Source organism: Streptomyces sp. Tu6071, assembly GCF_000213055.1.
GTDB lineage: Bacteria > Actinomycetota > Actinomycetes > Streptomycetales > Streptomycetaceae > Streptomyces > Streptomyces evansiae.
The window spans coordinates 5,355,214-5,379,567 of the sequence record NZ_CM001165.1; the positions used below are offsets into that span (position 1 = coordinate 5,355,214).

Annotated in this window: 18 protein-coding genes and 2 tRNA genes; 19 read left to right on the top strand and 1 reads right to left on the bottom strand. The window is 73.3% G+C overall.

What is annotated here, in order from left to right:
- Window positions 1–210: 210 nt before the first annotated feature.
- A complete protein-coding gene (gene galE, locus STTU_RS22415; protein WP_007827123.1) occupies window positions 211–1,182 on the top strand; it encodes a UDP-glucose 4-epimerase GalE in 972 nt (323 codons plus the stop codon).
- Window positions 1,183–1,400: 218 nt separating this feature from the next.
- On the opposite strand, the gene STTU_RS22420 is transcribed toward galE, so the two are convergent.
- Window positions 1,401–3,536, bottom strand: a complete 2,136-nt coding sequence (locus STTU_RS22420; protein ID WP_007827124.1) for a hypothetical protein — start codon at window positions 3,534–3,536, stop codon at window positions 1,401–1,403.
- Window positions 3,537–4,181: 645 nt separating this feature from the next.
- Between STTU_RS22420 and proB the strand changes: the two genes are divergently transcribed.
- The 18 genes from proB to leuS all read left to right on the top strand — a co-directional run bounded on the left by proB (window position 4,182) and on the right by leuS (window position 24,270).
- A complete protein-coding gene (proB, locus tag STTU_RS22425; RefSeq protein WP_043256016.1) occupies window positions 4,182–5,297 on the top strand; it encodes a glutamate 5-kinase in 1,116 nt (371 codons plus the stop codon).
- A 188-nt stretch (window positions 5,298–5,485) separates the two neighbouring features.
- Window positions 5,486–5,974 carry a hypothetical protein gene (locus STTU_RS22430; RefSeq protein ID WP_007827126.1) on the top strand — a complete coding sequence of 163 codons (489 nt, stop codon included), beginning with the start codon at window positions 5,486–5,488 and terminating at the stop codon, window positions 5,972–5,974.
- Window positions 5,975–6,158: 184 nt separating this feature from the next.
- The gene (locus STTU_RS22435; RefSeq protein WP_007827127.1) at window positions 6,159–7,442 is read left to right on the top strand and encodes a glutamate-5-semialdehyde dehydrogenase; all 1,284 of its coding nucleotides are present in this window, start codon (window positions 6,159–6,161) and stop codon (window positions 7,440–7,442) included.
- 131 nt (window positions 7,443–7,573) lie between these two features.
- Entirely contained in the window at window positions 7,574–8,140 is a 567-nt protein-coding gene (locus tag STTU_RS22440) for a hypothetical protein (RefSeq protein ID WP_007827128.1), read from the top strand.
- A 69-nt stretch (window positions 8,141–8,209) separates the two neighbouring features.
- Window positions 8,210–9,292 carry a hypothetical protein gene (locus STTU_RS22445; RefSeq protein WP_234019300.1) on the top strand — a complete coding sequence of 361 codons (1,083 nt, stop codon included), beginning with the start codon at window positions 8,210–8,212 and terminating at the stop codon, window positions 9,290–9,292.
- A 150-nt stretch (window positions 9,293–9,442) separates the two neighbouring features.
- Window positions 9,443–10,123 carry a hypothetical protein gene (locus STTU_RS35630; protein ID WP_007827130.1) on the top strand — a complete coding sequence of 227 codons (681 nt, stop codon included), beginning with the start codon at window positions 9,443–9,445 and terminating at the stop codon, window positions 10,121–10,123.
- A gap of 3 nt (window positions 10,124–10,126) precedes the next feature.
- Window positions 10,127–12,685, top strand: a complete 2,559-nt coding sequence (locus tag STTU_RS22455) for a caspase family protein (protein ID WP_043256017.1) — start codon at window positions 10,127–10,129, stop codon at window positions 12,683–12,685.
- A 5-nt stretch (window positions 12,686–12,690) separates the two neighbouring features.
- On the top strand, window positions 12,691–14,106 hold the full coding sequence (locus STTU_RS22460) for an extracellular solute-binding protein (RefSeq protein WP_007827132.1): 1,416 nt from the start codon (window positions 12,691–12,693) through the stop codon (window positions 14,104–14,106).
- 290 nt (window positions 14,107–14,396) lie between these two features.
- On the top strand, window positions 14,397–14,765 hold the full coding sequence (locus STTU_RS22465; RefSeq protein ID WP_007827133.1) for a hypothetical protein: 369 nt from the start codon (window positions 14,397–14,399) through the stop codon (window positions 14,763–14,765).
- Window positions 14,766–14,925: 160 nt separating this feature from the next.
- Window positions 14,926–15,084 (top strand): hypothetical protein, encoded by a 159-nt coding sequence (locus STTU_RS35010; RefSeq protein WP_010286342.1) that lies wholly within the window; start codon window positions 14,926–14,928, stop codon window positions 15,082–15,084.
- A 47-nt stretch (window positions 15,085–15,131) separates the two neighbouring features.
- A complete protein-coding gene (nadD, locus tag STTU_RS22475; protein ID WP_007827135.1) occupies window positions 15,132–15,782 on the top strand; it encodes a nicotinate-nucleotide adenylyltransferase in 651 nt (216 codons plus the stop codon).
- A gap of 15 nt (window positions 15,783–15,797) precedes the next feature.
- Window positions 15,798–17,639 (top strand): LCP family protein, encoded by a 1,842-nt coding sequence (locus STTU_RS22480; RefSeq protein ID WP_007827136.1) that lies wholly within the window; start codon window positions 15,798–15,800, stop codon window positions 17,637–17,639.
- Window positions 17,640–18,207: 568 nt separating this feature from the next.
- Entirely contained in the window at window positions 18,208–18,675 is a 468-nt protein-coding gene (gene rsfS / locus STTU_RS22485) for a ribosome silencing factor (protein ID WP_007827137.1), read from the top strand.
- 2 nt (window positions 18,676–18,677) lie between these two features.
- Window positions 18,678–19,331 carry a histidine phosphatase family protein gene (locus tag STTU_RS22490; protein ID WP_007827138.1) on the top strand — a complete coding sequence of 218 codons (654 nt, stop codon included), beginning with the start codon at window positions 18,678–18,680 and terminating at the stop codon, window positions 19,329–19,331.
- Window positions 19,332–20,185: 854 nt separating this feature from the next.
- Window positions 20,186–20,258: transfer RNA gene (locus tag STTU_RS22495), tRNA-Ala, on the top strand.
- A gap of 288 nt (window positions 20,259–20,546) precedes the next feature.
- Window positions 20,547–20,780 carry a hypothetical protein gene (locus STTU_RS22500; RefSeq protein ID WP_009065228.1) on the top strand — a complete coding sequence of 78 codons (234 nt, stop codon included), beginning with the start codon at window positions 20,547–20,549 and terminating at the stop codon, window positions 20,778–20,780.
- A gap of 185 nt (window positions 20,781–20,965) precedes the next feature.
- A tRNA-Ala gene (locus STTU_RS22505) sits at window positions 20,966–21,038 on the top strand.
- 331 nt (window positions 21,039–21,369) lie between these two features.
- Window positions 21,370–24,270 (top strand): leucine--tRNA ligase, encoded by a 2,901-nt coding sequence (gene leuS, locus STTU_RS22510; RefSeq protein ID WP_007827140.1) that lies wholly within the window; start codon window positions 21,370–21,372, stop codon window positions 24,268–24,270.
- The last annotated feature ends 84 nt before the right edge of the window (window positions 24,271–24,354 follow it).

Genomic DNA, 24,354 nt, shown 5'->3' on the forward strand with positions numbered 1-24,354 from the left:
GCTGCGACAGTTTATGTGATTCTTTTGAAGTTTCCTGAGAGAAGGTAGTGCTATTGGCTTGGGTGGTGTTGTCGCGTTTCGCTGTGAATCTGATCGCAAATGCGGACAGAGGTGGGGAAAAAGAATCATCGCACGGCTCCCCGCCGGGGTGATTCGGGTCACGCCGGGGCTGTGCGATGCTGCCGCTGAGAACGACGGAGAGGTGCCGGGATGACGTGGCTGGTGACGGGCGGGGCCGGGTACATCGGGGCGCATGTGGTGCGGGTGCTCGCGGGGGCGGGGGTGCCGGTCGTCGTGTTCGACGACCTGTCCACGGGGGAGGCCGCGCGGCTGCCCGAGGGGGTGCCGCTGGAGACCGGGAGCGTGCTCGACCGGGCGAGGCTCGACGCGGTGCTCGGTGAACACCAAGTGACGGGCGTCCTGCACATCGCGGGCAAGAAGCAGGTCGCCGAGTCCGTCGAGCGACCGCTCCACTACTACCGGGAGAACGTCGAGGGGCTGCGCGTCCTGCTGGAGGCCATGCGCGCCGCCGGGGTCGACCGGCTCGTCTTCTCCTCCTCCGCCTCCGTGTACGGGGTGCCCGAGCCCGAACTCGTCACCGAGGACACGCCCTGCCTGCCGATCTCCCCGTACGGCGAGACGAAGCTCATCGGCGAGTGGCTGCTGCGGGACGCCTCGGTCGCGTACGGGCTGCGGACCATCGCCCTGCGCTACTTCAACGTCGTCGGCGCGGGGCTGCCCGGACTCGCCGACAAGGGCGCGGCGAACCTCGTGCCGCTCATCTTCGAGCGCGTCGACGCGGGCCGCCCGCCGCTCGTCTTCGGTGACGACTACGACACCCCCGACGGCACCTGCGTGCGCGACTACGTGCACGTGCAGGACATCGCTGAGGCGCACCTCGCCGCCGCCCGCCGCCTCGACGAGGCGCCCGAGGGGATCGCACTGCGGCTCAACATCGGCCGCGGCGAGGGCAGTTCCGTGCTGGAAATGATCGAGCGCGTCCTCAAGACGACAGGCCGCACCGACCTCGTCCCCGAGGTCGTCCCGCGCCGCCCCGGCGACGCGGCCCGCTGCGTGGCCTCCGCCGACGCGATCCGCGCGGAGCTGGGCTGGAGCGCGCGGTACGGGCTGGACGAGATGATCGAGTCCGCCTGGCAGGGCTGGCGCCACCTCCACGACTGAGCGGGATCGGGCCCGCGCGCCCGGAGCCGGTGCGCACGCGGCCCGTACGCCCGGAGCCCGTACGTCCGGAGCCCCTGCGCCCGAGGTGCGCCGCGCCCCGTCCGCGCGGAGTCCGTCGGCCCGGCGCCCGTCCGCCCCAAGCCCATCCGCACGGAAACGGCGGCCCACCCCCCGTACCACCGGGGAATGGGCCGCCGTTTCCGTGTGCGGTGGGGGTCTCAGTCCCCCGTGCGCTCCAGCGAGTCCGGCTCGGACCCGGCGAGGGCGTCCGCGGCGAAGTCGCGCTCCTCCTCGCCCTCGGCCACCGCCGCGCGCGCGGCGGCGGCGCGGTCCGCCTGGCTGGGGACGAGCGTGGACGTGCCCTCGCGGGCGAGCTGGCGCTCCTCGCGCTCCAGCGCCTTGGCCGACAGCGCCTCGACGGCCCGCGCGAAGCGGGACTGCGCGCTCGGCTCGTCGGGTCCGAGCAGATACCGCTTCAGTTCCCCGCGCGCGTGCGCGAATCCGTCGCGCGAGGCGTCCCGCGCCGCCGCGAGCAGCTCGGGGACCTGCGCCGCGTCCGGGGTCAGGATCGTCGCGGCCCGTACGGTCGGGAAGTCGGTGCGGAACTGCGTCTCGCTGACGCCCGCCGTGTTCGCCACCGCGTACGGCTTGCCGCTCGCGAGGTAGTCGGACACGACGCTGGAGACGTCGCTGATGAGCACGTCCGCCTGGTTGAAGCAGGAGTAGAGCGCGGGGCGCGGGCCCGTGATGATCTGGTGCGCGTCCTCGGGCAGCGAGGCCCAGTAGGCGTCCTCCCAGCGGCGGGTCGCCTCGTCGACGGCCTTGTCACGGCCGCCGGAGGGGGTGCCCTGGACGAGCATGCGCTCCATCTCGTCGGAGCCCTCGCGGTAGTCGGCCGCGGTGAGCCGGTCCAGCTCGGCCGCGAGCCGCTCCAGCTCCGCCGCGCCCTTGTCCTTCGGGTCCTTCGCCGCCGCGCGCCCGCCGTTCGCGGCGCGGATCAGCTCCTGAACGCGCTCGTTCGCCGCGCCCGCGCGCGGGTCCACGGAGCCCGTCATCGGGTGCGGCTTGTAGAGCAGCCGCACCTTCGGGTCGGCGAGCAGCCGCCGCACGATGTTCTCGCCCGCCTCGATGACCGAGGTGTTGCCGGGCTGCCCGTCCCAGCCCTCCCACGTCGGCGCGTAGAGCACGGTCGTGACGGAGCCGCCCGGGGCCACCGTGTCGATGCCCTTGAGCTGCGGGCGCCCGATCTCGACGATGTCCTTGTCCTCGACGCCGACGTCCGCGAGGGCGTACCGCTCGCGCGCGCCGGGACCGGCGACCCACACCTCGTCGTACGCCTTCGCGTACGGGTTGCAGCTGGAGAGCTTGTCGCTCTCGCCGTGGTTGATGAAGGCGTGCTTGATGCCGGGCATCCGCAGCACCTGCGAGGTCTTGCCCGAGTTCGAGGGGTGGACGAGCGACTTCAGCGTGGACTGCTCGATGCGCATGAGATGCGCGACCTTCGGCAGGCACAGGACCGGCAGGTCCGTCGCGGCGATCTTCTGCACCATGAACCGCTCGCGCAGGATGATGATCGGCCGGCCCGGCAGCGCGGCGAGCGGCTCCAGCCACATGTTCGCCTGGTACGCGGACGAGGCACCGCCCGAGAAGTACATACCGGTCGTCGGGCCGTACGCGGCGAGCCACTCGTCGAGCCAGGCCAGGGCCCGCTCCTCGTTGAGCGCGCGGCGCCGGGGCAGCAGGTGCACGGCGAGCCGGACGATCCCGGCGAGCGAGAGGACGAGCGAGACGCCGATCCCGGCGAGCGCCCACACGGTCGCGTCGGCGGCGACAGTGGCGATCAGGCCCGCGGTCGCGGGGAGCCCGAAGCCGAGCAGCCGGTGCCCGGGGCGGCGCAGCAGCAGCGCGGGCGGCGCGGCGGTGAGCTTGAGGCCGCTCGTGTCGATGTTGCGCGTCACGAAGGGCAGCGTGCGGGTCCTGCGGACCAGGATCGCGGCGCCCTGCGAGACGAAGTGGAGCCCGTACACGGCGAGAAGACCCAGGAGCAGGGCCGTCCAGCCGCCCTCGTGCTCGGCGCCCGCGGTCCGGACCACGCCCACGACGAGCAGCAGATCGCGCAGCACCTGGCGCAGCGTGGCGTCCACCCGCAACCGTCCGAGCCGCGCGAGCGTCAGCTTCAACCAGCGGTGCACGACGAGCTCTGTCACCAGGCCCACGGCGGCGGCACCGACGAGCAGCCACGGCAGCGCCATGGCGGCCCCCACCGCCGACGCCACGAAGCTCGCGGCGAGGACGACGGTGGGCAGCAGTCTGCCGATGGCCTGACTGCGAAGAGCGAGAGAGGTGGGGGGCACTACTCAGACTCCAAGGACTCGGATCGGGGAAGAAGACACGTACACATCCGAAAGCAGGGCCACGGGGGCGTGACGAGGGACCCGCGGCGAAGCGCACCGTCGGGTACAACGGTATGGCGACGCTTTGGGTAGCGGCTGCGGGCGGCGGACCGGGAACACTTGGGGGAAGTTCCGGTGACATCGCCCGGCCGTCCTGCCCGTCCGGTATTCGATCATGCTCGTGAAATCAGCGAACCCGCCGGTCAGGAGGACGACTCCACTCCACCCTTCCATGTCCTGAGGGGCATTCTCGCGGGCATTGTTGAGAAGAGTGTGAGAAGAATACGACGGTTGCCTGTGATCTCTCGCACGCGGTGTCCAATTGCTCACACCCGAGCGCGTCTCCGGGCGGCCACCCCGCCCCGCGGCACCAGGGAACGCCCGGAAACGCCCGGAAAGCGTCCGCCAGACGGAACGCGGAGGTGAGCGCGCCGCCCGGCGGCTAGATTGCCGGAGCCGCGAGAAGCCGCACCGGGACGATCGGACGCGCGGCGACGACGAGCGGCACGAGTGGTACGTACGGGGCACACCGGATGGCGGGCCCGCCGGGCCGGGGCGCCCGCGGGCCGGGAAGTGGGACAGCGCGTGACAGCGGCAAGGCAGCGGGTGGCCGAGGCCCGCAGGATCGTGGTCAAGGTCGGCTCCTCCTCGCTCACCACGGCCTCGGGCGGACTCGACGCCGACCGCGTGGACGCGCTCGTGGACGCCCTCGCGGGCGCGCGCGGGCAGGGAAAGGGAAAACGGGACCTCGTCCTCGTCTCCTCGGGCGCCATCGCCGCCGGGCTCGCCCCGCTCGGCCTCACGCGCCGCCCCCGCGACCTGCCCCGGCAGCAGGCCGCCGCGAGCGTCGGGCAGGGCCTCCTCGTCGCCCGCTACACCGCCTCCTTCGCGCGGTACGGGGTCCGGGTCGGCCAGGTCCTGCTCACCACCGCCGACACGAGCCGCCGCTCCCACTACCGCAACGCCTACCGCACCCTGGACCAGCTCCTCGCGATGGGCGCCCTCCCGGTCATCAACGAGAACGACACCGTCGCCACCGACGAGATCCGCTTCGGCGACAACGACCGCCTCGCCGCCCTCGTCGCCCACCTCGTCCACGCCGACCTCCTCGTCCTCCTCTCCGACGTGGACGGCCTCTACGACGGCGACCCCGCGGCCCCCGGCACCTCCCTCGTCCCGGAGGTGCGGGACCCCGCCGAACTGCGGGGCATCGAGATCGGCAGCGCGGGGCGCGCCGGGGTCGGGACCGGCGGCATGGCCACCAAGGTCGAGGCCGCCGCGATCGCCGCCGCCGCCGGGGTGCCCGTCGTCCTCACCTCGGCGAGCCGCGCGGGCGAAGCCCTCGCCGGGAGCGCGACCGGCACGTACTTCCACCCCACGGGCCGCCGCTACGCCGACCGGCTCCTGTGGCTCCAGCACGCCTCGACCCCGCAGGGCGCGCTCGCGCTCGACGCGGGCGCGGTGCGGGCCGTGGTCGACGGGAACGCCTCGCTGCTCCCCGCCGGGATCACCGGTGCCACCGGCCGCTTCAGCGCGGGGGACCCCGTCGAGCTGCGCGACCCCGACGGCAGGCCCGTGGCCCGCGGCCTCGTCAACTACGACGCCGAGGAACTGCCCCGGCTCCTCGGCCGCTCCACCCGCGAGCTGGCGAAGGAACTGGGCCCCGAGTACGAGCGCGAGGTCGTCCACCGCGACGACCTCGTCCTGCTGCGCCGCCCCTGAGACCGCACGCGCTCCTCGTACGCCACCCCCCGAACGGGTTCCCGAGTCCGCGCCCACGGCCGAAAGCGCTCACCCCCCGGGTTGCGCTTGGGCAAAACGCCTTCGCGCGGACGCCGGGACTGCTCCACTTTGAGGGGGCGGCCCTCGCGGCAGGCGGGGGCCCGCGGTCCGGCGGGACGGAGGCCGTGGTGGTACGAGCACAGCCAGGGGCACGGCCCCGGACGCTCAGCAGCGTGCGCAACGTGGAGGTGCGGCGCAGGGAGCAGCGGGAGCAGGAGGAACGCCGCCGCGAGCCGGAGGCGGTCGCCCCCGCGCCGAAACACGCGCGGCTGTGGCACGTGACCCTCTCGGTCTCGGGCGAGCGCACCCCGCTCCCCGACGTCCGCCGCGCACTCGAACAGCTCGCCCACGACCACCCTTTCCTCCTCACCAGCCGCTACGCCGCCGATCACGCGGAGATCCGCTACTGGGAGGAGGCCCGCGACCTCCACGACGCGGCGGCCCTCGCCCTGCGCCTGTGGGGCGAACACCGTCACACGGCCCACCTCCCGCCGTGGGAGATCGTCGGACTGGAGGTCATCGACCGCGAGACCTACCACCACCGCGTGGCGGAGAACGCGGGCCCGCTCCCGGCGGCCCCGGTCGGGGTGCACCCGTTCCGGGGAAGGAGCGAGTAGGGGCGGTTTTCGGCCAAGGTGGGCCAGTGCGCCGCCTCGGCCTGCCTCGCGCCTTCGCTTCGTACCGAGCCCCACCCGCACTACAACTCACGAGCACCGATACCGGGGCCCGGGGCGGAGCCCCGCGAGGTCCACACGTCGAAACGCGAGGCCCCCGCCCCCACCCCCGGTCTACGCTCGGGCCATGACCCAGCTCTCCCCGTACGACACGATGACCCCCGTAGCCCAGACGACCTACCGGGCCCGCGCAGCGGCAACAGAGCTGGCCCCCCTGACCCGCGCGGTCAAGGACGACGTCCTCCTCGCCATCGCCGACGCGATCGAGGTCCGTTCCGCCGAGATCATCGAGGCCAACGCCCGCGACATCGCCCGCGCCGAGGAGGCCGGCACGCCCGAGGCCACGGTCGACCGGCTCCGCCTCACCCCCGAACGCGTCCGCGCCATCGCCTCGGACGTCCGCGGCGTCGTCGCGCTGCCCGACCCGGTCGGCGAGGTCGTCCGCGGCTCGACCCTCCCCAACGGCCTCGACCTGCGGCAGATCCGCGTCCCGCTCGGCGTCGTCGGCATCATCTACGAGGCCCGCCCCAACGTCACCGTGGACGCCGCCGCGCTGTGCCTGAAGTCGGGCAACGCGGTCCTGCTGCGCGGCTCCTCCTCGGCCGTCGAGTCGAACACGGCGCTCGTCCGGGTCGTCCGCGACGCGATCGGCGGCGCGGGCCTGCCCGCCGACGCGGTGCAGCTCGTGCCGGGCGAGGGCCACGAACCGGTCCGCGAGCTGATGCGGGCGCGCGGCCAGGTCGACGTGCTCATCCCGCGCGGCGGCGCGGGGCTGATCCGTACCGTCGTCGAGAACAGCACCGTCCCCGTCATCGAGACGGGCACGGGCAACTGCCACGTCTACGTGGACGCGCAGGCGGACGTGGACATGGCCGTCGAGATCCTCGTCAACTCCAAGGCGAGCCGCCCGAGTGTGTGCAACGCGGCCGAGACGCTGCTCGTGCACCAGGACATCGCCCCGGCGTTCCTCCCGAAGGCGCTCGCCGCGCTCGCCGAGGCCGGGGTCACGGTCCACGGCGACGAGCGGGTCCTCGCCCACGCGGACGGCAGCGGGGCCACCGTCGTCCCGGCGACGCCCGAGGACTGGGAGACCGAGTACCTCTCGTACGACATCGCCGCCTGCGTCGTGGACGACCTCGACCGCGCCGTCGCGCACATCCGGCTGTGGTCCTCGGGCCACACCGAGGCGATCGTGACGACCTCGCAGGCCGCCGCGCGCCGCTTCACCCAGCTGGTCGACTCCACGACGGTCGCCGTCAACGCCTCGACCCGCTTCACGGACGGCAGCCAGTTCGGCTTCGGCGCCGAGATCGGCATCTCCACCCAGAAGCTCCACGCGCGCGGCCCCATGGGCCTGCCCGAGCTGACCTCCACGAAGTACATCGTCACGGGCGACGGCCACGTCCGCTGACCGCGTGGCCGGGCCCCGCCGCCCACCCCGGCCAGGGGCCCGGCACACCGTCGGCTCACCCGATTTCCGTACCGCCCGGCTAATTTTCCTACGGTCTGCCCAAATCGCCCGCACCGGTCTACTCTGATCCTGTGCCGGAGGACGTGGGGGGCGCGCCGTTCGCGGACGGCTGGGAGCCCGACGACGACCACGACCACGGACGCGCGGACGAGGAGTTCGCCGCCGTGGTCTTCGACGAGGACTTCGTACGGGGCGCCCGTATCCACGAGCCCTCCGCCGTCGAACGACTGCTCGCCGCCGCCGAGGCGCGCGCGGAGGCCGAGGCCAGCGGGCGCGGCGGACGGCGGCTCGGCGAGGAGCGCGGGGACCCCTCCGACGTCCACGACCCCTTCGCCGACTGGGGCGGCGGCGAGGAGTACGACGAGTACCGCGACACCCGCGCCCGGGAGCACCGCGGCCGGATTCGCTGGCACCGCCCCATCGCCTGGATGCTCGCCCTCGTCCTCGGCGTCGGCATGGTCGCCCTCGCCTTCTCCGCCGTCTACCGCGGCGGCTCCGGCACGGGGGACGACCCCCTCGCCCCGCCGCCCGCCTCGGCGGGCAGCGAACGCGAGCAGGGCGCGAACGCGGCCGAACCGCCCACCGCGTCCCCCGACTACTCCCGCCCCGTCGTCCAGGCCACGCCACGCACCCCGTGACCCGCGCCACGACGCCCCGCAGACGTACCACCACGTTTGCCGCGCCGCCGCACGACCTAGGCTGAAGGTATGGCAGGGGCAACGGAACCCCCTGAGGGCATACCTCCCGAGGGAGGCGGCCCGGACAGGGACGAGGAGTACCGGTCCGTCGTGTTCGACGAATCGTTCGTCAACGCTGCCCGCCTCCAGGAACTCTCCGCCGACGAACGCCTCCAGGGCGAGCACACCCCCGCCGTCCGCAGCCGTCCCCGGCGCGGCCTCAACCGGCAACTGCTCGTCATGGTCGTCGTCATCGTGCTCGCCTTCGCCACCGCCGTCGTCATGGGCGTGCGCACCGGCGAGGTCACCGCCTCCTCGGCGGCGGCCCGCCGCACCGAGGCGCTGCGCACGACGGTCATCCCGCTCGCCCCGCCCGACACCGTCCACGGCGCCCGCACCGCCGCCGACGTCTACGCGGCGAGCCCCGCCGCCGCCTTCCGCACCGGCGCGGCGGGCATCTCGGTGCCCAAGGGCGCCGCGGCGACCCGGCACTACACGCAGGGCCAGGTCATCGAAGCGCTGCGGATCGCCTCCGACTACCTCGTCAGCTCCTCGCTCGACCCGCGCGTCCTCTCCGGCGGCCCGACCAACGCCGTCCGCGCCCTCGTCGACGAGGGGCAGTGGCGCCAGTTCGACGCGAGCATGAACCGCCCGCGCCCGGACGGCCGTCACGCCGCGACCGGCTGGGTCGTCCGCTTCGACCCGCACGAGGTGAGCCTCGCCGACCCGCGCCACCCCGCCCGCGTCAACGGCACCCTGAGCGTCGAGGAACGCGGCGGCACCCTGGAGGTCACCTCCGACCACGTCTTCGCCTACGCGCTCCGCGCCCCGAAGCCCGGCTCGCTCGTCTCCCTCCTCAGCGTCCGCCGCGAACTCCACTTCCGCATCGACCCCGCCGACCTGCGCGGCCACCGCGCCGAGGTGCTCACCTCCACCGTCCAGGCGGGCCCGCTCGACTGCGCCACCGAGTCCGCCGACCGCCTCCACCCGCTCCTCGCCGGCGCCCGCGCGAGCGGCGGCGGGCCCGCACAGGGCACCGACCCGTACGCGCCCGACGCCTCGACGAGCCTGTGCGGCACGCTCGCCGAGCACGCGCTGCCGACGAGGACCTGAGCCGGGGAGGGCGCGGGCCCCGCCCGGGTGTTTCACGGGTCCGGCCGAGCCTCCGCCCTTCAAGCAACTCCTCGCGAAACGGGGGTAGTTGCGCAAGCCCGGGTTTACCATTGCACTCCGCGCGCACCGGAGTCGGGGGAGGAACCGGTCATGCCGTCGACGCCTGGGACCACGGGGGACGAGGTGGTGCGCCTGCGGCTGCGCGTGGGCGACGGACCGGCGGCCGGGGAGCAACACGCCGCCGCCGAGCTGCGCACCTGGCTCGCGGGGACCACCGAGCTGACGGAGCTCGCGACGGTCGAGGAGGTCCGGCTCCCGCGCACCGCCGAGGAGACGACGCCCTCGCTCGGCTTCGGCGACTTCTGGTACGACGTCCTCGTCAACATCACCCCCGACCTGATCACCGCCGCCACCGTGGTCCTCTACCGCCTCCTGCGCAGCCGCCAGCCCCGCAGCGAGCAGGAGGAGACCGTCACGATCCACTTCGAGGACGGCAGCCGCCACACCCTGCGCCGCCACCCCGCGAGCAACGAGGAGATGGCGGCGCTGGTCCGCACCGCCGTGGAGGCCCACCGGCGGGCGGCGACGGGGGCGGAGAGCGGGGAGGACGCGGAGGGCGACGAGGGCTCAGGGGACGACGGAGGCGCGGGTCCCGGCGACGGGCATACGAGCGGCGACGGGGGTGCGGGCGGCGACGGGGATGCGGGTCGCGGCGACGCGCGTACCGGCCGCGACGCGCCCCGTCCGGGTGACGGTGGCCCCGCCGCGAGCGGGGGACCGGCCGGCGGCGCGCCCGAGGTGCCGCGGGGCGGGACCGCCGCGGGGGAGTGAGCCATGGCGAAGGCGCCCCGGATGCGCGCCCTCCTCATCGGCGTCGACACCTACCACGACGAGGACCTGCTGCTGCGGCCCGGCCAGGCGGACGCGAGCATCGACGCCGTGTACCGGGCCCTCACCGAGCCGCCGCACGCGCTCTTCAGGGGGACGAGGGGCGCCGGGATCGAAAGGCTGCGTTCCCCCGCGCTGACCGGCGACGTCGAGAGCGCCGTCAACGCCGCGACACGCTCCGCGCCCGCGCTCTTCCTCCTCTACTACGTCGGCCACGGCCGCCTCCTGCCCGGCGCGGAACCGCTCCAGGACCGCCTCTACCTCACGGTGAGCCAGACCGACCCGCGGCACGTCACCTCGACCGCCGTCGCCCTGGAGGACCTCGTCGCCTGGGCGCTCGCGAGCGGCAGCGAACGCGTCGTCCTCGTCCTCGACACGTGCTACTCGGGGAACCTGACGCACCACCTGCTCCGCGAGGACCGCAACCTCTCCTTCCTCACCTCCGCCCGCCAGCGCCAGCGCGTCACGGCGGGCGAGGACGGCGGCGTCACCCCCTTCACCGCGGCCCTCGCCGATGTCCTGCGCACCCCCGGGCCGCCCGGCCGCCCCCTCACGGTCCACCAGCTCGGCAAGGCGCTCAAGAACCTCGCGAAGAGGCAGCCGCCCGAGACGGTCTTCCCCTGGAAACCGGAGGAGTTCTCCAGCGGCGACGGCGCCGGTACCCACCTGACCCGCCCCACCGGCACACCCCCGCCCCCGCCCGCGCCCCCGCACCACGACGACGACCCCGGCCCCGGACCGCTCGCGCGCCTGTGGGTCCTGCTCACCGGAACGCGCGGGCGGCGCCTGCTCACGCTCGCCGCGGTGCTCACGCTCCTCGCCGCGGGCGCCGGCGTCCCCGCCCTCGTACGTGCCGGAGCGGAGTCCCCGTGCGCGCCGCCCGTCGAACTCCGGCTCGCCACCGCGCCCGAGGAGGCCGCGGCGATGACCGCCGTCGCCACCGCCTACGAGGAGTCCGCCTTCGGCACCTCCTGCCACCGCGGCCGGGTCAGCGTCACCGGGGCCGGGCTCGACGCCCTCGCCGAGGGCTTCCGCGACCCGCAGGGCTGGAGCGAGGGCGCGAACAACCTGCTCAGCACCGCCGGCCCCCAGCCCGACCTGCTGCTCCTCCCGTCGAGCGCCGACCTCGACCGGGTGCGGGGCCCGGACACACGCTTCTCCGCGCCGGTCCACGTCGCCCGCGACCTGCCCGTCCTGACCGTCACCGCGCGCGGCGGCGAGCGGCTCGGACTGCCCGACCCGGGGCCCGGCCGCCTCGGCACCGTCGACTGGGCGACCCTGCGCCGCGCCCTCGCGGGACTCAAGGACCACGCGCGCCTCCTGCGCCCCAGCCCGGCCCTCTCGGGGACCGGGCTCGTCCACTACCTCGGCATGGGCCACGACGTCCCCCCGGCGGGGCGCGCGGACCCGGGCGGCGAGCGCGGCGAGTCGTTCACGTACCGGACCGGCACCCCGACCATCCCCCCGGCCGAGCGGGACGACCTGGAACGCACCCTGATCGCGGGCGGCGGGTCCGTGCTCGACGGCGACGACGCGCTGTGCGCCCTCCTCGCCGGGAAACCCGCCGCGCGCTACGCCGGGGCGCTCACCACGCTGCGCGCGACCCGCTCCTTCCAGGCCGCCGACTGCGAACGGCACACCGCCGAGGACCCCGGTACCCCCTTGCGCGCCTACCGCGTGGCGGGGGCACCCGCCCTCGACCACCCGCTCGTACGCGTCGGCACGGACGACGGCTCGCCGCGCGCCGACGAGATCGCGCACTTCCTCGCCTGGACGACGTCCGGGGCGGGGAGGAAGGCCCTCACCGCCGTGCACCTCGATCCCGCCGCGCGCGAGGAGAACGTACGGCTCGACCCCGGGCACGTCGCGGACCAGCTCAACGCCTACCGCGCCGCACACCCCGAACTCCGCGTCGAAGTCGTCTTCGACGTCTCGCGCTCGATGGCCGAGGACAGCAAGCTCACCGGCGCGCGCGCCGCCCTCGACGAGGCACTCGGCCACCTCGGCGGCAAGGCCCGCTACCAGCTGCGCGTCTTCCCGACCGGCGAGGACGGCGAGGGCAGCGCCCTGCGCGACGGCCCCTGGCGGGCCACGGGCACGAAGAAACTGGGGCTGGGGCCCGGGGACGTCAACAAGGACCGGCAGGCGGACCTCGTGAGCGTCCTCGGCACGGTGCGCGGCGACATCACGGCGGCCAAGGCGGCCGACAGGAGCACGCCCGGCGACGAGCCGCCCCACCAGTACGCCGTGCTGCTGGTGACGGACGGCGACTACCGCGAGGGGAAGCGGCCCCAGCTCGGCGCGCTCGCCGACGTGGCGGCGCGGCTCGGCCGCGTCGAGGGCGCGCCCGTCCACGTCGTGGCGACCCGCCCGGAAGGCTGCGCGGCCGGCCACGAGGCCGACACCGTCGCGCAGAACTCGGGCGGCGGCTGCACCCGCCTCGGCCCGGGACTCGCCGCCGCGCTCAGCCGCACCGTCACGGCCCTCGACGAAGGGGAGGACTGAGCGCGATGCGGAAACGGGGGGCGGGAGACGGGGCGCGGCCGGGTACGGGAGCGGCGCTCCGGGGCCGGGCCGCGGCGAGGCCCCGCGCACGACTCGTGCTCGCCCTCGTCCTGTGCCTGCTCGCCGCCGCCTGCTCCTGGCGGCACGAGGACCCTCCGGCGCCCCGCTCCGCCGCCTGCCGCCCCGGGGACGACACCCTGCGCATCGCGACGGGCGGCGACCTCACCGGCACCGACATCCGCGCGCTGCTCATCCAGCACTGGGCCGAGGAGCGGAAGGTCCCGGTACGGATCGTCCAGCTCCCCGACACGGCGGACGGCCAGCGCAGTCAGCTCGTGGCCTCGCTCCAGGCGGGCAACCCGTACTGCTACGACCTCGTCAACCTCGACGTCACCTGGACCGCCGAGTTCGCGGCGCAGCGCCTCATCACCCCCGTCGACCCCGGCGGCGACGACTTCTGGCCGGCCGCGAGCAAGGGCGTGCGCTACGGCGGCGAGAGCTGGGCCGTGCCGTGGAACACCGACGTGGGCCTGCTCTTCTACCGCGCGGACCTGATCGGCCCCGGCGGACTCGGCACGTGGGACGCGCTCGCCGAGACCGTCAGGACCTTCCGGCGCGAACGCGACCCACGCGTGCGCGCGGGACTGCTGACGCAGCTCAGGCCGTACGAGGGACTCACCGTCAACGCGGCCGAGGCGGTGTGGCGCGCGGGCGGCGAGATCGTCTCGGGCGAGGGCGAGAAGGCGAGGGTGACCGTGGACGAGCCCGCGGCGACCGCCGGGCTGCTCGACCTCGTCAAGGCCGTCGGCGACGAGGACAGCCCCGGGCTGCCCGTCATCGGAGACTCCTCGCGGCACCTGGACGAGCAGAGCAGCCTGGAGCGCTTCCTCTCCGGCGACGCGCTCATGCTCCGCGACTGGCCCTTCGCCGCCGTGCAGCTCGCCCAGGCCGAGAAACGCGGCACGGGCGAGGACCGCCCCCGCTACGGCGTCACCCAGCTCCCACGCGCCAGGACGGGTGCCTCGGCGGCGGCGCTCGGCGGCCAGAACCTCGCCGTCGTGGCGGGCAGCGGGCACGACTCCCTCGCGCGCGACCTCCTCACGTACCTCACCGGCGCCGGGGCCGAGCGCTGCCTGCGCGACGGCGGCTTCGTGCCCGCGCGACGCTCCGCGCTCGCGGGGGAGTGCGAGGCCGGGGAGGACGTCGGGGGCGCCACGCCGCGCGGCACCGAGCTGCCCGCCGATTTCCGGCGCGCGTACGACACGGCCCTGCGCGCCGCCCTGGAGGACGCGCGCACACGCCCCGTCACGCCGTACTACGCGGCGGTGACGCGGGAGATCCAGCAACGGGTCGGCGCGATGAGGAAGGGTGACGTGCGCCCCTTCGCGGCGGAGCTGGCGAGGACGCTGCGGGGGAGATGAGCGGGGAGAGGTGGGGAGGGAGAGGTGGGGGGATAGAGACGGGGAGTGGGGCGCGGGCGGAGGAGGCGGGCGCGCGGGCGGCGCCGGTCCGGTAGCGCCCGCGCCCCCGGGCGCCCCCTGCCCGTCTCGCGCGGCCCCGCACCGCCCGCGGATCCGGGTGCCCCCGTCCCCGTACGGTCTCCGCCCGGTCAAGGAGGTCATGGGAGAGGAAAACGGGGTGGGGCGCGCACGGGTCGCGGGGGGCCGGCGTCTAGCGTGGGGCCGCCGCGGTACACGAAGGAGCCACCCCCATGACGCACAGCACGACCGGACTCCACCACGAGCACCTGCTCGCGGTGATCTCGAACCAGCCAGGCCCGGGGAACTTCCTGCGCACCGTCCTGATCGTCATGGTGCTCGGGGCGATCCTCCTCGCGTGGTTCCTGCTGCGCGGCTACCGGCAGGGGAACGAGACGCGGGAGGCGCCCCGGGCGGAGCGGGTCCCGGCGAGCCGCGCGGCGGAGACGGGGACCGCGGGCGGTACGGACCGTACGGGCGAGGCGACCACCGGCGCCGACACGCCCCGTACCCCCGGCACGTCGCCCGCCCCCGGCGCGGCCCCCGCCGCCGAGGCGCCGCGCTCCGCCGACGCGGGCGAGCGGTCCTCGTCCGAGGACTGATCCCGGCGCGGTGCGCGGAGCGCCGGGCCTGACGAGGGCTCGGCATTCGGCGGACGCCTCGTACCCCGCGGAACTGAGTCGGCGTGAGCGCCCGGGAGCGGCCCGCATACGATGGGCGCGAACTTATCCCCCTCTCACCTCGCGATTGGTCCTGCCGACGATGAGCCTCTCCAGCACCGCGATCCAGCTGCTCCCCCTCGCCGAGGGCGAGCACGGCGGCAACCACGAAAGCCTCAGCCCCTACCTGACCGGCGGCGGCGCGCTCTTCGCGCTCCTCCTCCTGCTGTGGATCACCACGCGCTTCAACCGCGACCGCTGAACGGCCGCGGAGGGGGCCGCCCGGCCGGGACAGTAGGCTCTGCACGCATGGGAGAGCAGGACATGCCCACTGGCCCGGTCAGCAGCCCGGCGAGCGGCTCCATCAGTACCCGACGACGCCGGCTCGGCGTCATGGGCGGCACGTTCGACCCGATCCACCACGGGCACCTCGTGGCGGCGAGCGAGGTCGCGATGCAGTTCGATCTCGACGAGGTCGTCTTCGTGCCCACGGGACAGCCCTGGCAGAAGAGCGAGAAGCGGGTCAGCCCCGCCGAGGACCGCTACCTCATGACGGTCATCGCCACGGCCGAGAACCCGCAGTTCTCGGTCAGCCGGATCGACATCGACCGCGGCGGGCCCACGTACACGAATGACACACTGCGGGATCTGCGCACGCTCAACCCCGGCACCGAACTCTTCTTCATCACCGGGGCCGACGCGCTCGGCCAGATCCTCACGTGGCGCGATGCCGAGGAACTCTTCTCGCTCGCCCACTTCATCGGCGTCACCCGACCGGGCCACCAGCTCACGGACGCGGGGCTGCCGGAGGGCGGGGTCTCCCTCGTGGAGGTCCCGGCGCTCGCGATCTCGTCGACGGACTGCCGGGCGAGAGTGGCGCGGGGAGCGCCGGTCTGGTACTTGGTTCCGGACGGCGTGGTGCGTTACATCGACAAGCGACAGCTGTACCGCGGCGCGTAGCCGAGAGGGGCACCGGTGAACGACCGAGACAACCCGTACCCGCCGTACGAGGGAGACCCCTACGGCAACGGGCAGAGCGGCCAGGGCTCCGGTCCGTACGAACTCGTCGGCTACGACGCGTACGGCCGCCCCGTCTACCAACAGGCCCAGCAGCAGACCGGGCAGCAGCCCGCCGTACCGTCCCCGCCCCCGCAGGGCGGCGGCTACGGCTACGACCCCTACGGCACGTACGGCGGCCAGCAGCAGGGGCAGCCGCAGGCCGGTTACCAGGACTACGGAAACACGGGCTACGACAGCCAGGGCTACGACAACTCCGGTTACGGCAACCCCGGTTACGACAACCCGGCGGCCCCGCAGGCGCCCGGCGGCTACGAGCGGCAGCAGGCGCCCGGCGCGTACGAAGGGCAGCAGGCCCCGGGCGCGTACGAGCGGCAGCAGGCGCCCGACACGCGGGTCGAGGAGCCGAAGGCGTGGATTCCGCAGCAGCAGCCCGCGACGCCCGAGGGCCCGCCCAGCGGTGAACTCCCGCGCACCGACGCGCCGCCGCGCCCCGCGACCCCCGGCGGTCCCGCCCCCGGCGAGGACCCGCGCGACTACCGCACCGAGATGTTCTCCTTCATCGAGGAGCCCACCGAGCAGTCCGAAGACGTCATCGACTGGCTGAAGTTCAGCGAGAGCCGCAGCGAGCGCCGCGAGGAGGCCCGCCGCAGGGGACGCAGCCGCGTCATCGCGCTCGTCGTGGTCCTCGCCCTCGTCGTCGTGGGCGGCCTCGGCTATCTCTGGTACGCGGGGAAGCTCCCCGGTTCCTCGGACTCCGGCTCCGGCGCGGCCGACACGAGCGGCCCGCAGAACCGCGACGTGCTCGTGGTCCACCTGCGCAACACGAAGAAGGACGGCGCCTCGTCGACGATGCTGCTCGTGGACAACACGACGGCGAAGCACGGCTACGCGGTCCTGCTGCCCAAGGACCTCGCGCTCACCGACGAGGACGGCAACGACACGACGCTCGGCAAGTCGGTCTCGGACGACGGCTCCAGCGGCACGAGCGACGCGCTCGACGGCCTGCTCGGCACCGAGATCCAGGGCTCCTGGCGGCTCGACACCCCGTACCTCAGCAACCTCGTCGACCTCGTGGGCACGATCGAGGTCGACACGGACACGGCCGTGCCCGACCCGAAGAAGAAGGGCGCGGACCCGCTCGTCCACAAGGGCGAGGCGCAGAGCCTCAGCGGCGAGATGGCCGTCGCCTATGCCACGTACCAGGCGAAGGGCGAGCCGGAGACCGCGCAGCTCAAGCGGTTCGCGGACGTCATGCGCGGCATCCTGCGGAAGATCTCCAGCGATCAGCAGTCGGCGACGCTCACGATCCAGTCGCTCGCGCAGATCCTCGACCCGCCGCTCACCGACAAGGACCTCGGCGCCTTCCTCGCCAAGCTCTCGGACCTCGCCAAGGGCGGCGACTACACGAGCACGGTCCTCCCGGTCGAGAAGAACGGCACGCTCTCCGAGGCGACGAACGAGAAGATCGTCAAGGACGTGCTCGGCGGCACGGGCAAGACCGCCGGCGGCGCCTCCGAGGACGACACCCGCGTGGCCGTGCGCAACGCCACGGGCAAGAAGGACCTCGCGCAGAAGGCCCGCGTCACCCTCGTCAACGGCGGCTACACCTTCGTCGACGGCAGCAGCACGGACGCGGTCGCGACCTCGGCCGTCACGTACGCCGACGAGAAGAACAAGGGCAAGGCCGTGGAGATCGCCCGCACGCTGGGCCTCAAGGACGCGGCGGTCAAGAAGGGCAAGGTCGGGGGGAACGCGCCGGTGTCGGTGGTGCTGGGGGAGGACTACACGGGGAAGTGAGGAGGCTGGGTGCCGGGGGCTGGGTGCTGGGTGCCAGGTGTCGGGTGTCGGGTGTCGGGTGTTGAGTGACGGGCGGGGGCTGGGGCGGGGCTGGGGGCTTGGCGCGAGGCTCTGGCTGCGGGGGAGGGACTGGGCGCGGGGGCCCGGGGCGTGAGGGCCTGAGGCTCGGGGCCTGGGCGCGGGTGCTCTCGTTGTGAGCGCTGCGGTTGCGGGCTCAGTGAGCGGGCGGCTTGGGGCGGTCCGGGAGGTCTACGGGCCGTCCCGGCTCGTGGTGGCGGTGGGCGCGGAGGGTGCGCGGTGCGGGTGGGCGCGGCGCGGGTGGTGCGCGGCGCGGGTGGTGCGTCCGACCCGTACCGGCGAGGGAGGGGCGAGGCCCGTGGGGGTGCGACGGGTGCGATGGGTGCGGTGGGTGCGAGGGGCTCGTCCGCCGGCGGCCCGTACCCGATTCCGGGCCGGTCGTTCCCCCTTTCGGCCCGTACCGCGCGAGTGCCGGGAAAACCGCCGAGAGGTGGGGGCGGGCGGCGTGAGACCCTTGAGGTTGTATGCCCGCCTACCCGAAAGCTGTGCAGTGACCGCCACGGACCGCTCCATCGAGCTGATCAAGGCCGCCTCCCAGGCCGCCGCCGACAAGCTCGCCCACGACATCATCGCGTACGACGTCAGCGATGTGCTGTCGATCACGGACGCCTTCCTGCTGGCCTCCGCCCCCAACGACCGCCAGGTCAAGTCGATCGTCGACGCGATCGAGGAGCGGCTCGCCAAGGACCTCGGGGCCAAGCCCGTCCGCCGCGAGGGGGACCGCGACGCCCGCTGGATCCTGCTCGACTACGTCGACATCGTCGTCCACGTGCAGCACTCCGAGGAGCGCGTCTACTACGCGCTCGAACGGCTCTGGAAGGACTGCCCCGAGATCGACCTGCCCGAGGACGCCAAGGCGACCAAGGGCAAGGGCGCCGAGTACGCGGCGCAGCTCGCCGCTGCCCCCGAGGAACCGGAGTTCGCGGACTTCGACCGCATCGGCATCGAAGGGGAGTAGCGGTGACCATTCCGGCCGCGCCGCGCGGGCGCCGCATCATCCTGTGGCGCCACGGCCAGACCGCCTGGAACCTGGAGCGCCGCTTCCAGGGCGACACCGACGTCCCGCTCACCGAGACGGGCCGCGCTCAGGCCAAGCGCGCGGCCCGGCTGCTCGCCTCGCTCCGGCCGGACGCCCTCATCGCCTCCGACCTGGGCCGCGCCGCCGACACGGCGGGCGAGCTGGCGGCGCTCACCGGCCTGGAGATCACCTTCGACCGTGGCCTGCGTGAGACCTACGCCGGCAACTGGCAGGGCCTCACGCACGAGGAGATCCTCGAACGCCACGGGGACGAGTACACGGCGTGGAAGCGCGGCGAGCCGGTACGCAGGGGCGGCGGCGAGCTGGAGACGGAGGTCGCCGAGCGCGCGGCCCCCGTCGTCCTGGCCCACGCCGAGAAGCTCCCCGAGGACGGCACCCTCGTCGTCACGAGCCACGGCGGCACCATCCGCACCACGATCGGCCGCCTCATCGGGCTCGACCCCTACCAGTGGGAGGGCCTCGGCGGCCTCTCCAACTGCTGCTGGTCGATCCTGGGCGAGGGAGCCCGGGGGTGGCGGCTGCTGGAGCACAACGCGGGGACGCTCGCGGAACCGGTGCTGGGGGATGAGGTCTGAGGGGTGTGGGGGCGCGGGGCCCGGCCGGGCTGTGGATGGTGAGCCGTGAGCCGTGAGCCGTGAGCCGTGAGCCGTGAGCCGTGAGCCGTGAGCCGTGAGCCGTGAGTGGCGAGCGGCGAGTGGTTCGTGATGAGCGGTGAGCGGTGAGTGGTGACGGTTGGGTTGAGGTGCGCGGGCTGGGGCTCAAGGGCCGCGGCTGGGCCTGAGGCTTGTGACTCAGGAGCTGAGGGCTTGCGGCTGGAAGGCTGAGGGCTGCGGCCTAGGGGCTGAGGGCTTGTGGAGGTCTGAGGTCGCTGCTCAGGGGCTGAGTGCTGGGGCTGGGCTCTGGCGGCTTAAGGCTGAGGGTTTCGTCTGAGGCCCGGGGCGGGCGGGGGTCGGGTGCCGGAACTTCGCGCCTGGGTGCGCCAGGGCAGCCCCCACCCTCCCTGGGGGGCGGCCCCGATTCCATCCTTTCGCGTTCCGCAACCCCCGCCGACCCATCCGCCGAAATCCGTGGATAACTCCGGCGAACTTGCCACGCGACTCACCCGCAGGGGTGATGAGTGTCAGCGCATGTCCGCTACAGGGAGAATCCGGAACCCTTACGAGGGACGGCTCGCGCCGGGGCCTGTGGATGCGCACTGCTCGTGCACCGAGCCCTCGCCTCTTGCCCGCACCCGGCCCCTTCACGGGCCACTCGCCCCCGCTGCGCACCGCTCCCTGCCGGTGACAGCGAGCCTCCCGAGGACCCGGCCGGTCACGGTCAGCCGTCGATGCTGTGGGCCTCGGGAACGGCGCCAGGACCGGATTTCACTTTCCGGCTGGTCACAGGCTAAAGTTCCTCTTGTTCGGCCCGCAGGGCGGGAAGAACGCGCGGGGCTATAGCTCAGTTGGTAGAGCGCTTGCATGGCATGCAAGAGGTCAGGAGTTCGATTCTCCTTAGCTCCACAGGAAAAGGTCTCACCTCCGGGTGGGACCTTTCGCGTTGCCGGGGCACCCATCGCCACCCCGTTCCGGGCCTCTTCCCTCGCCGGCCGCAGGACCGTGTCCGTACCGGTATTTCCGCGGCACTGACCCGGCGGCCCGGCCCGTGGCAGAATCGGACGCCCGGCAGAGGAGACGGGCCTCACAGGAGGGAGCGCGGAATGCCTGTGCACGTCTGCGGGGAGCCCTCTCGCTCTCCCGGAGACACCCCGGCCTGTGCCGCTCCTCGCGGCGAAGGGCGGAGGTGACCGCTTGGGCGCGCACAGGAGGACGTGCGACTGGTGCGGAAGCGGGACGCCGATCGTCCGCGACATGGAGCCGGTGAGCAGCCGTTACCAGTACTGGTGCGAGGAGTGCGCCCGTGCGCTGATCATCACCGGCGACCCGATCGAGACGTACCGCGAACTGGAGGGCGAGCCGATCTATGGCCGCCTTCTCGACGAGCACTGCACGCTCAAGCGCTTCTACTCCTTCGCCTCCGCCTGACCCCGGCGTTTCCGTCCCGAATCGGCTGCCCCAAGCGGGGCGAACCGGGCAATGCGTCGCGGTCGGCAACGGATTTGGTGGACGGCCGGGGGACCCGCTAAAGTTCTCGATGTCGCCAGGGAAACGGCCCGTCCGGACCGGTGACACCGACTGTGAGACACCTCCTCGGAGGTGTTGAAGAGTGCGGGGCTATAGCTCAGTTGGTAGAGCGCTTGCATGGCATGCAAGAGGTCAGGAGTTCGATTCTCCTTAGCTCCACAGCGATTGATCGAGCGGGCCATCCGGTACGGGTGGCCCGCTCGCTGTTTGTGGCGGGGGTCGGCGCCCCGATGCGCCCGGCCTCGTGCCGTCCCCGCGCTCCGTCCACGGGCCGGGCATACCGTGCGGGCCTCGCGGGCACTGCGGTACCCTGACGCCATGCGTGCCGTACGCCTTCTGCTTAGCGAGCCGCGCTGATCAGTCCCCGCCACCCTGGCTCCCGGTGAGAACCCACCGGGCTTTGTGGCCGGAATCGGCGCGGCGTCCCCTCCTGTGCGAGGGGTTTTTTCGTTTCCGGGAGCAGATGCGATCGATGGAGTCTTGAGAACCGATGAGTCAGACGAACCCCTCCGCAGCCGGGCCCGCCGGCGCCGCCGAGACGGCCGCGCCGCACCGCTACACGGCGGCCCTCGCCGCCGACATCGAGGCACGCTGGCAGGACTTCTGGGACGCCCACGGCACGTACGAGGCGCCCAACCCCACGGGTGACCTGGCCGGTTCCCCCGAACTGGTCGGCCGCCCCAAGAAGTACGTCATGGACATGTTCCCGTACCCCTCGGGCTCCGGACTGCACGTCGGCCACCCGCTGGGCTACATCGCCACCGACGTCTTCGCCCGCTACCAGCGGATGACCGGGCACAACGTCCTGCACACCCTCGGCTTCGACGCCTTCGGGCTGCCCGCCGAGCAGTACGCGGTGCAGACCGGCACCCACCCCCGTATCTCCACCGAGGCCAACATGGCCAACATGCGCCAGCAGCTGCGCAGGCTGGGCCTCGGCCACGACAAGCGCCGCTCCGTCGCCACGATCGACCCGGAGTTCTACCGCTGGACGCAGTGGATCTTCGTCAAGATCTTCAACTCGTGGTACGACACCGAGGCCGGCAAGGCACGCCCGATCGAGGAGCTGATCGAGCAGTTCGCCGCCGGCACCCGCCCCACCCCCGACGGCCGGCCCTGGGCGGAGCTGAGCGGCAGCGAGCGCGCCGACCTGCTGAGCGAGTACCGCCTCGCCTACGCCTCCGAGGCGCCGGTCAACTGGGCGCCCGGCCTGGGCACGGTCCTGGCCAACGAGGAGGTCACCGCCGACGGCCGCTCCGAGCGCGGCAACTTCCCCGTCTTCAAGGCGAAGCTGCGGCAGTGGAACATGCGCATCACCGCTTACGCGGACCGCCTGATCGACGACCTGGACGGGCTGGACTGGCCCGAGGCGATCAAGCTCCAGCAGCGCAACTGGATCGGCCGCTCCGAGGGCGCCCGCGTCGACTTCCCCGTCACCACCGCCGCGGGCGAGGCGCGGGACATCACCGTCTTCACCACCCGGCAGGACACCCTGTTCGGCGCCACCTACATGGTCCTCGCCCCCGAGCACGAGCTGGTTGAGGCGATCACCCCGGCGAGCTGGCCCGAGGGCACCCGCGAGGCGTGGACCGGCGGGCACGCGACCCCCGCCGACGCCGTCGCCGCCTACCGGGCCCAGGCCGCGGCCAAGTCGGACGTCGAGCGTCAGGCCGAGGCCAAGGACAAGACCGGCGTCTTCACCGGCACCTTCGCGACCAACCCCGTCTCGGGCGAACGCGTCCCCGTCTTCATCGCCGACTACGTGCTGATGGGGTACGGCACCGGCGCGATCATGGCCGTGCCCGCGCACGACAGCCGTGACTTCGCCTTCGCCCGCGCCTTCGAGCTGCCTCTGCGCTGCGTCGTCGCGCCCACGGACGGCCGCGGCGAGGACCCCGCCACGTGGGACGACGCCTTCTCCTCGTACGAGGCGAAGCTCGTCAACTCCACGAACAAGCACATCAGCCTGGACGGCCTCGGCGTCACCGATGCCAAGGCGCGGATCACCCCGTGGCTGACCGCGCGGGGCATCGGCGAGAGCACCATCAACTACCGGCTGCGCGACTGGCTGTTCAGCCGTCAGCGGTACTGGGGCGAGCCCTTCCCGATCGTCTACGACGAGGACGGCATCGCCCACTCGCTGCCCGAGTCGATGCTGCCTCTCGAACTGCCCGAGATCGAGGACTACTCGCCGCGCACCTTCGACCCCGACGACGCGACCGCCGAGCCCGAGACCCCGCTCTCGCGCAACGAGGACTGGGTCAACGTCACCCTCGACCTGGGCGACGGGCCCCGCACGTACCGCCGCGAGACCAACACCATGCCCAACTGGGCCGGTTCCTGCTGGTACGAGCTGCGCTACCTCGACCCGCGCAACGAGCGGCAGTTCGTCGACCCCGAGATCGAGCAGTACTGGATGGGGCCGCGCGAGGGCATGCCCACCGGTGGTGTCGACCTCTACGTCGGCGGCGCCGAGCACGCCGTGCTGCACCTGCTGTACGCGCGTTTCTGGTCCAAGGTGCTCTTCGACCTGGGCTACGTCTCCTCCGCCGAGCCGTTCCACAAGCTCTACAACCAGGGCATGATCCAGGCTTTCGTCTACCGCGACAGCCGCGGCATCGCCGTGCCCGCCGCCGAGGTGGAGGAGCGCGACGGCGCGTACTACTACGAGGGCGAGAAGGTCTCGCGCCTGCTCGGCAAGATGGGCAAGTCGCTGAAGAACGCGGTGACGCCCGACGAGATCTGCGCCGAGTACGGGGCCGACACGCTGCGCCTGTACGAGATGGCGATGGGCCCGCTGGACGTCTCGCGCCCCTGGGACACCCGCGCGGTCGTCGGCCAGTTCCGGCTGCTCCAGCGGCTGTGGCGCAACGTCGTGGACGAGGCGAGCGGAGCCCTGACGGTCTCCGAGGACGCCCCGGACGAGGCCACGCTGCGCGCGCTGCACAAGGCGATCGACGGCACGCGCCACGACCTGGAGGCGATGCGGTTCAACACGGCGATCGCGAAGATCACCGAGCTGAACAACCACCTGACGAAGGCGGGCGGCCCGCTCGCCCGCCCGGTCGCCGAGGCGCTCGTACTGATGGTCGCGCCGCTCGCGCCGCACATCGCCGAGGAGCTGTGGCGGCGCCTCGGGCACGACGACAGCGTCGTCCACCAGCCCTTCCCCGTCGCCGACCCGGCCTACGTCGTGGACGAGACCGTGACGTGCGTCGTGCAGATCAAGGGCAAGGTCAAGGCGCGCCTGGAGGTCTCCCCGGAGATCACCGACGGCGACCTGGAGAAAGTCGCGCTCTCCGACGAGCGCGTCGTGGCGGCCCTGGGGGGCGCCGATGTCCGCAAGGTCATCGTGCGGGCCCCGAAGCTGGTCAACATCGTGACGGCCTGAACCGGGACCGTCCGAAGCGGCAGGCGCCCGCAAGGCGCGAAGGACACCGGCGACACGGTGCGTGAACACGTTCATGCACACAGC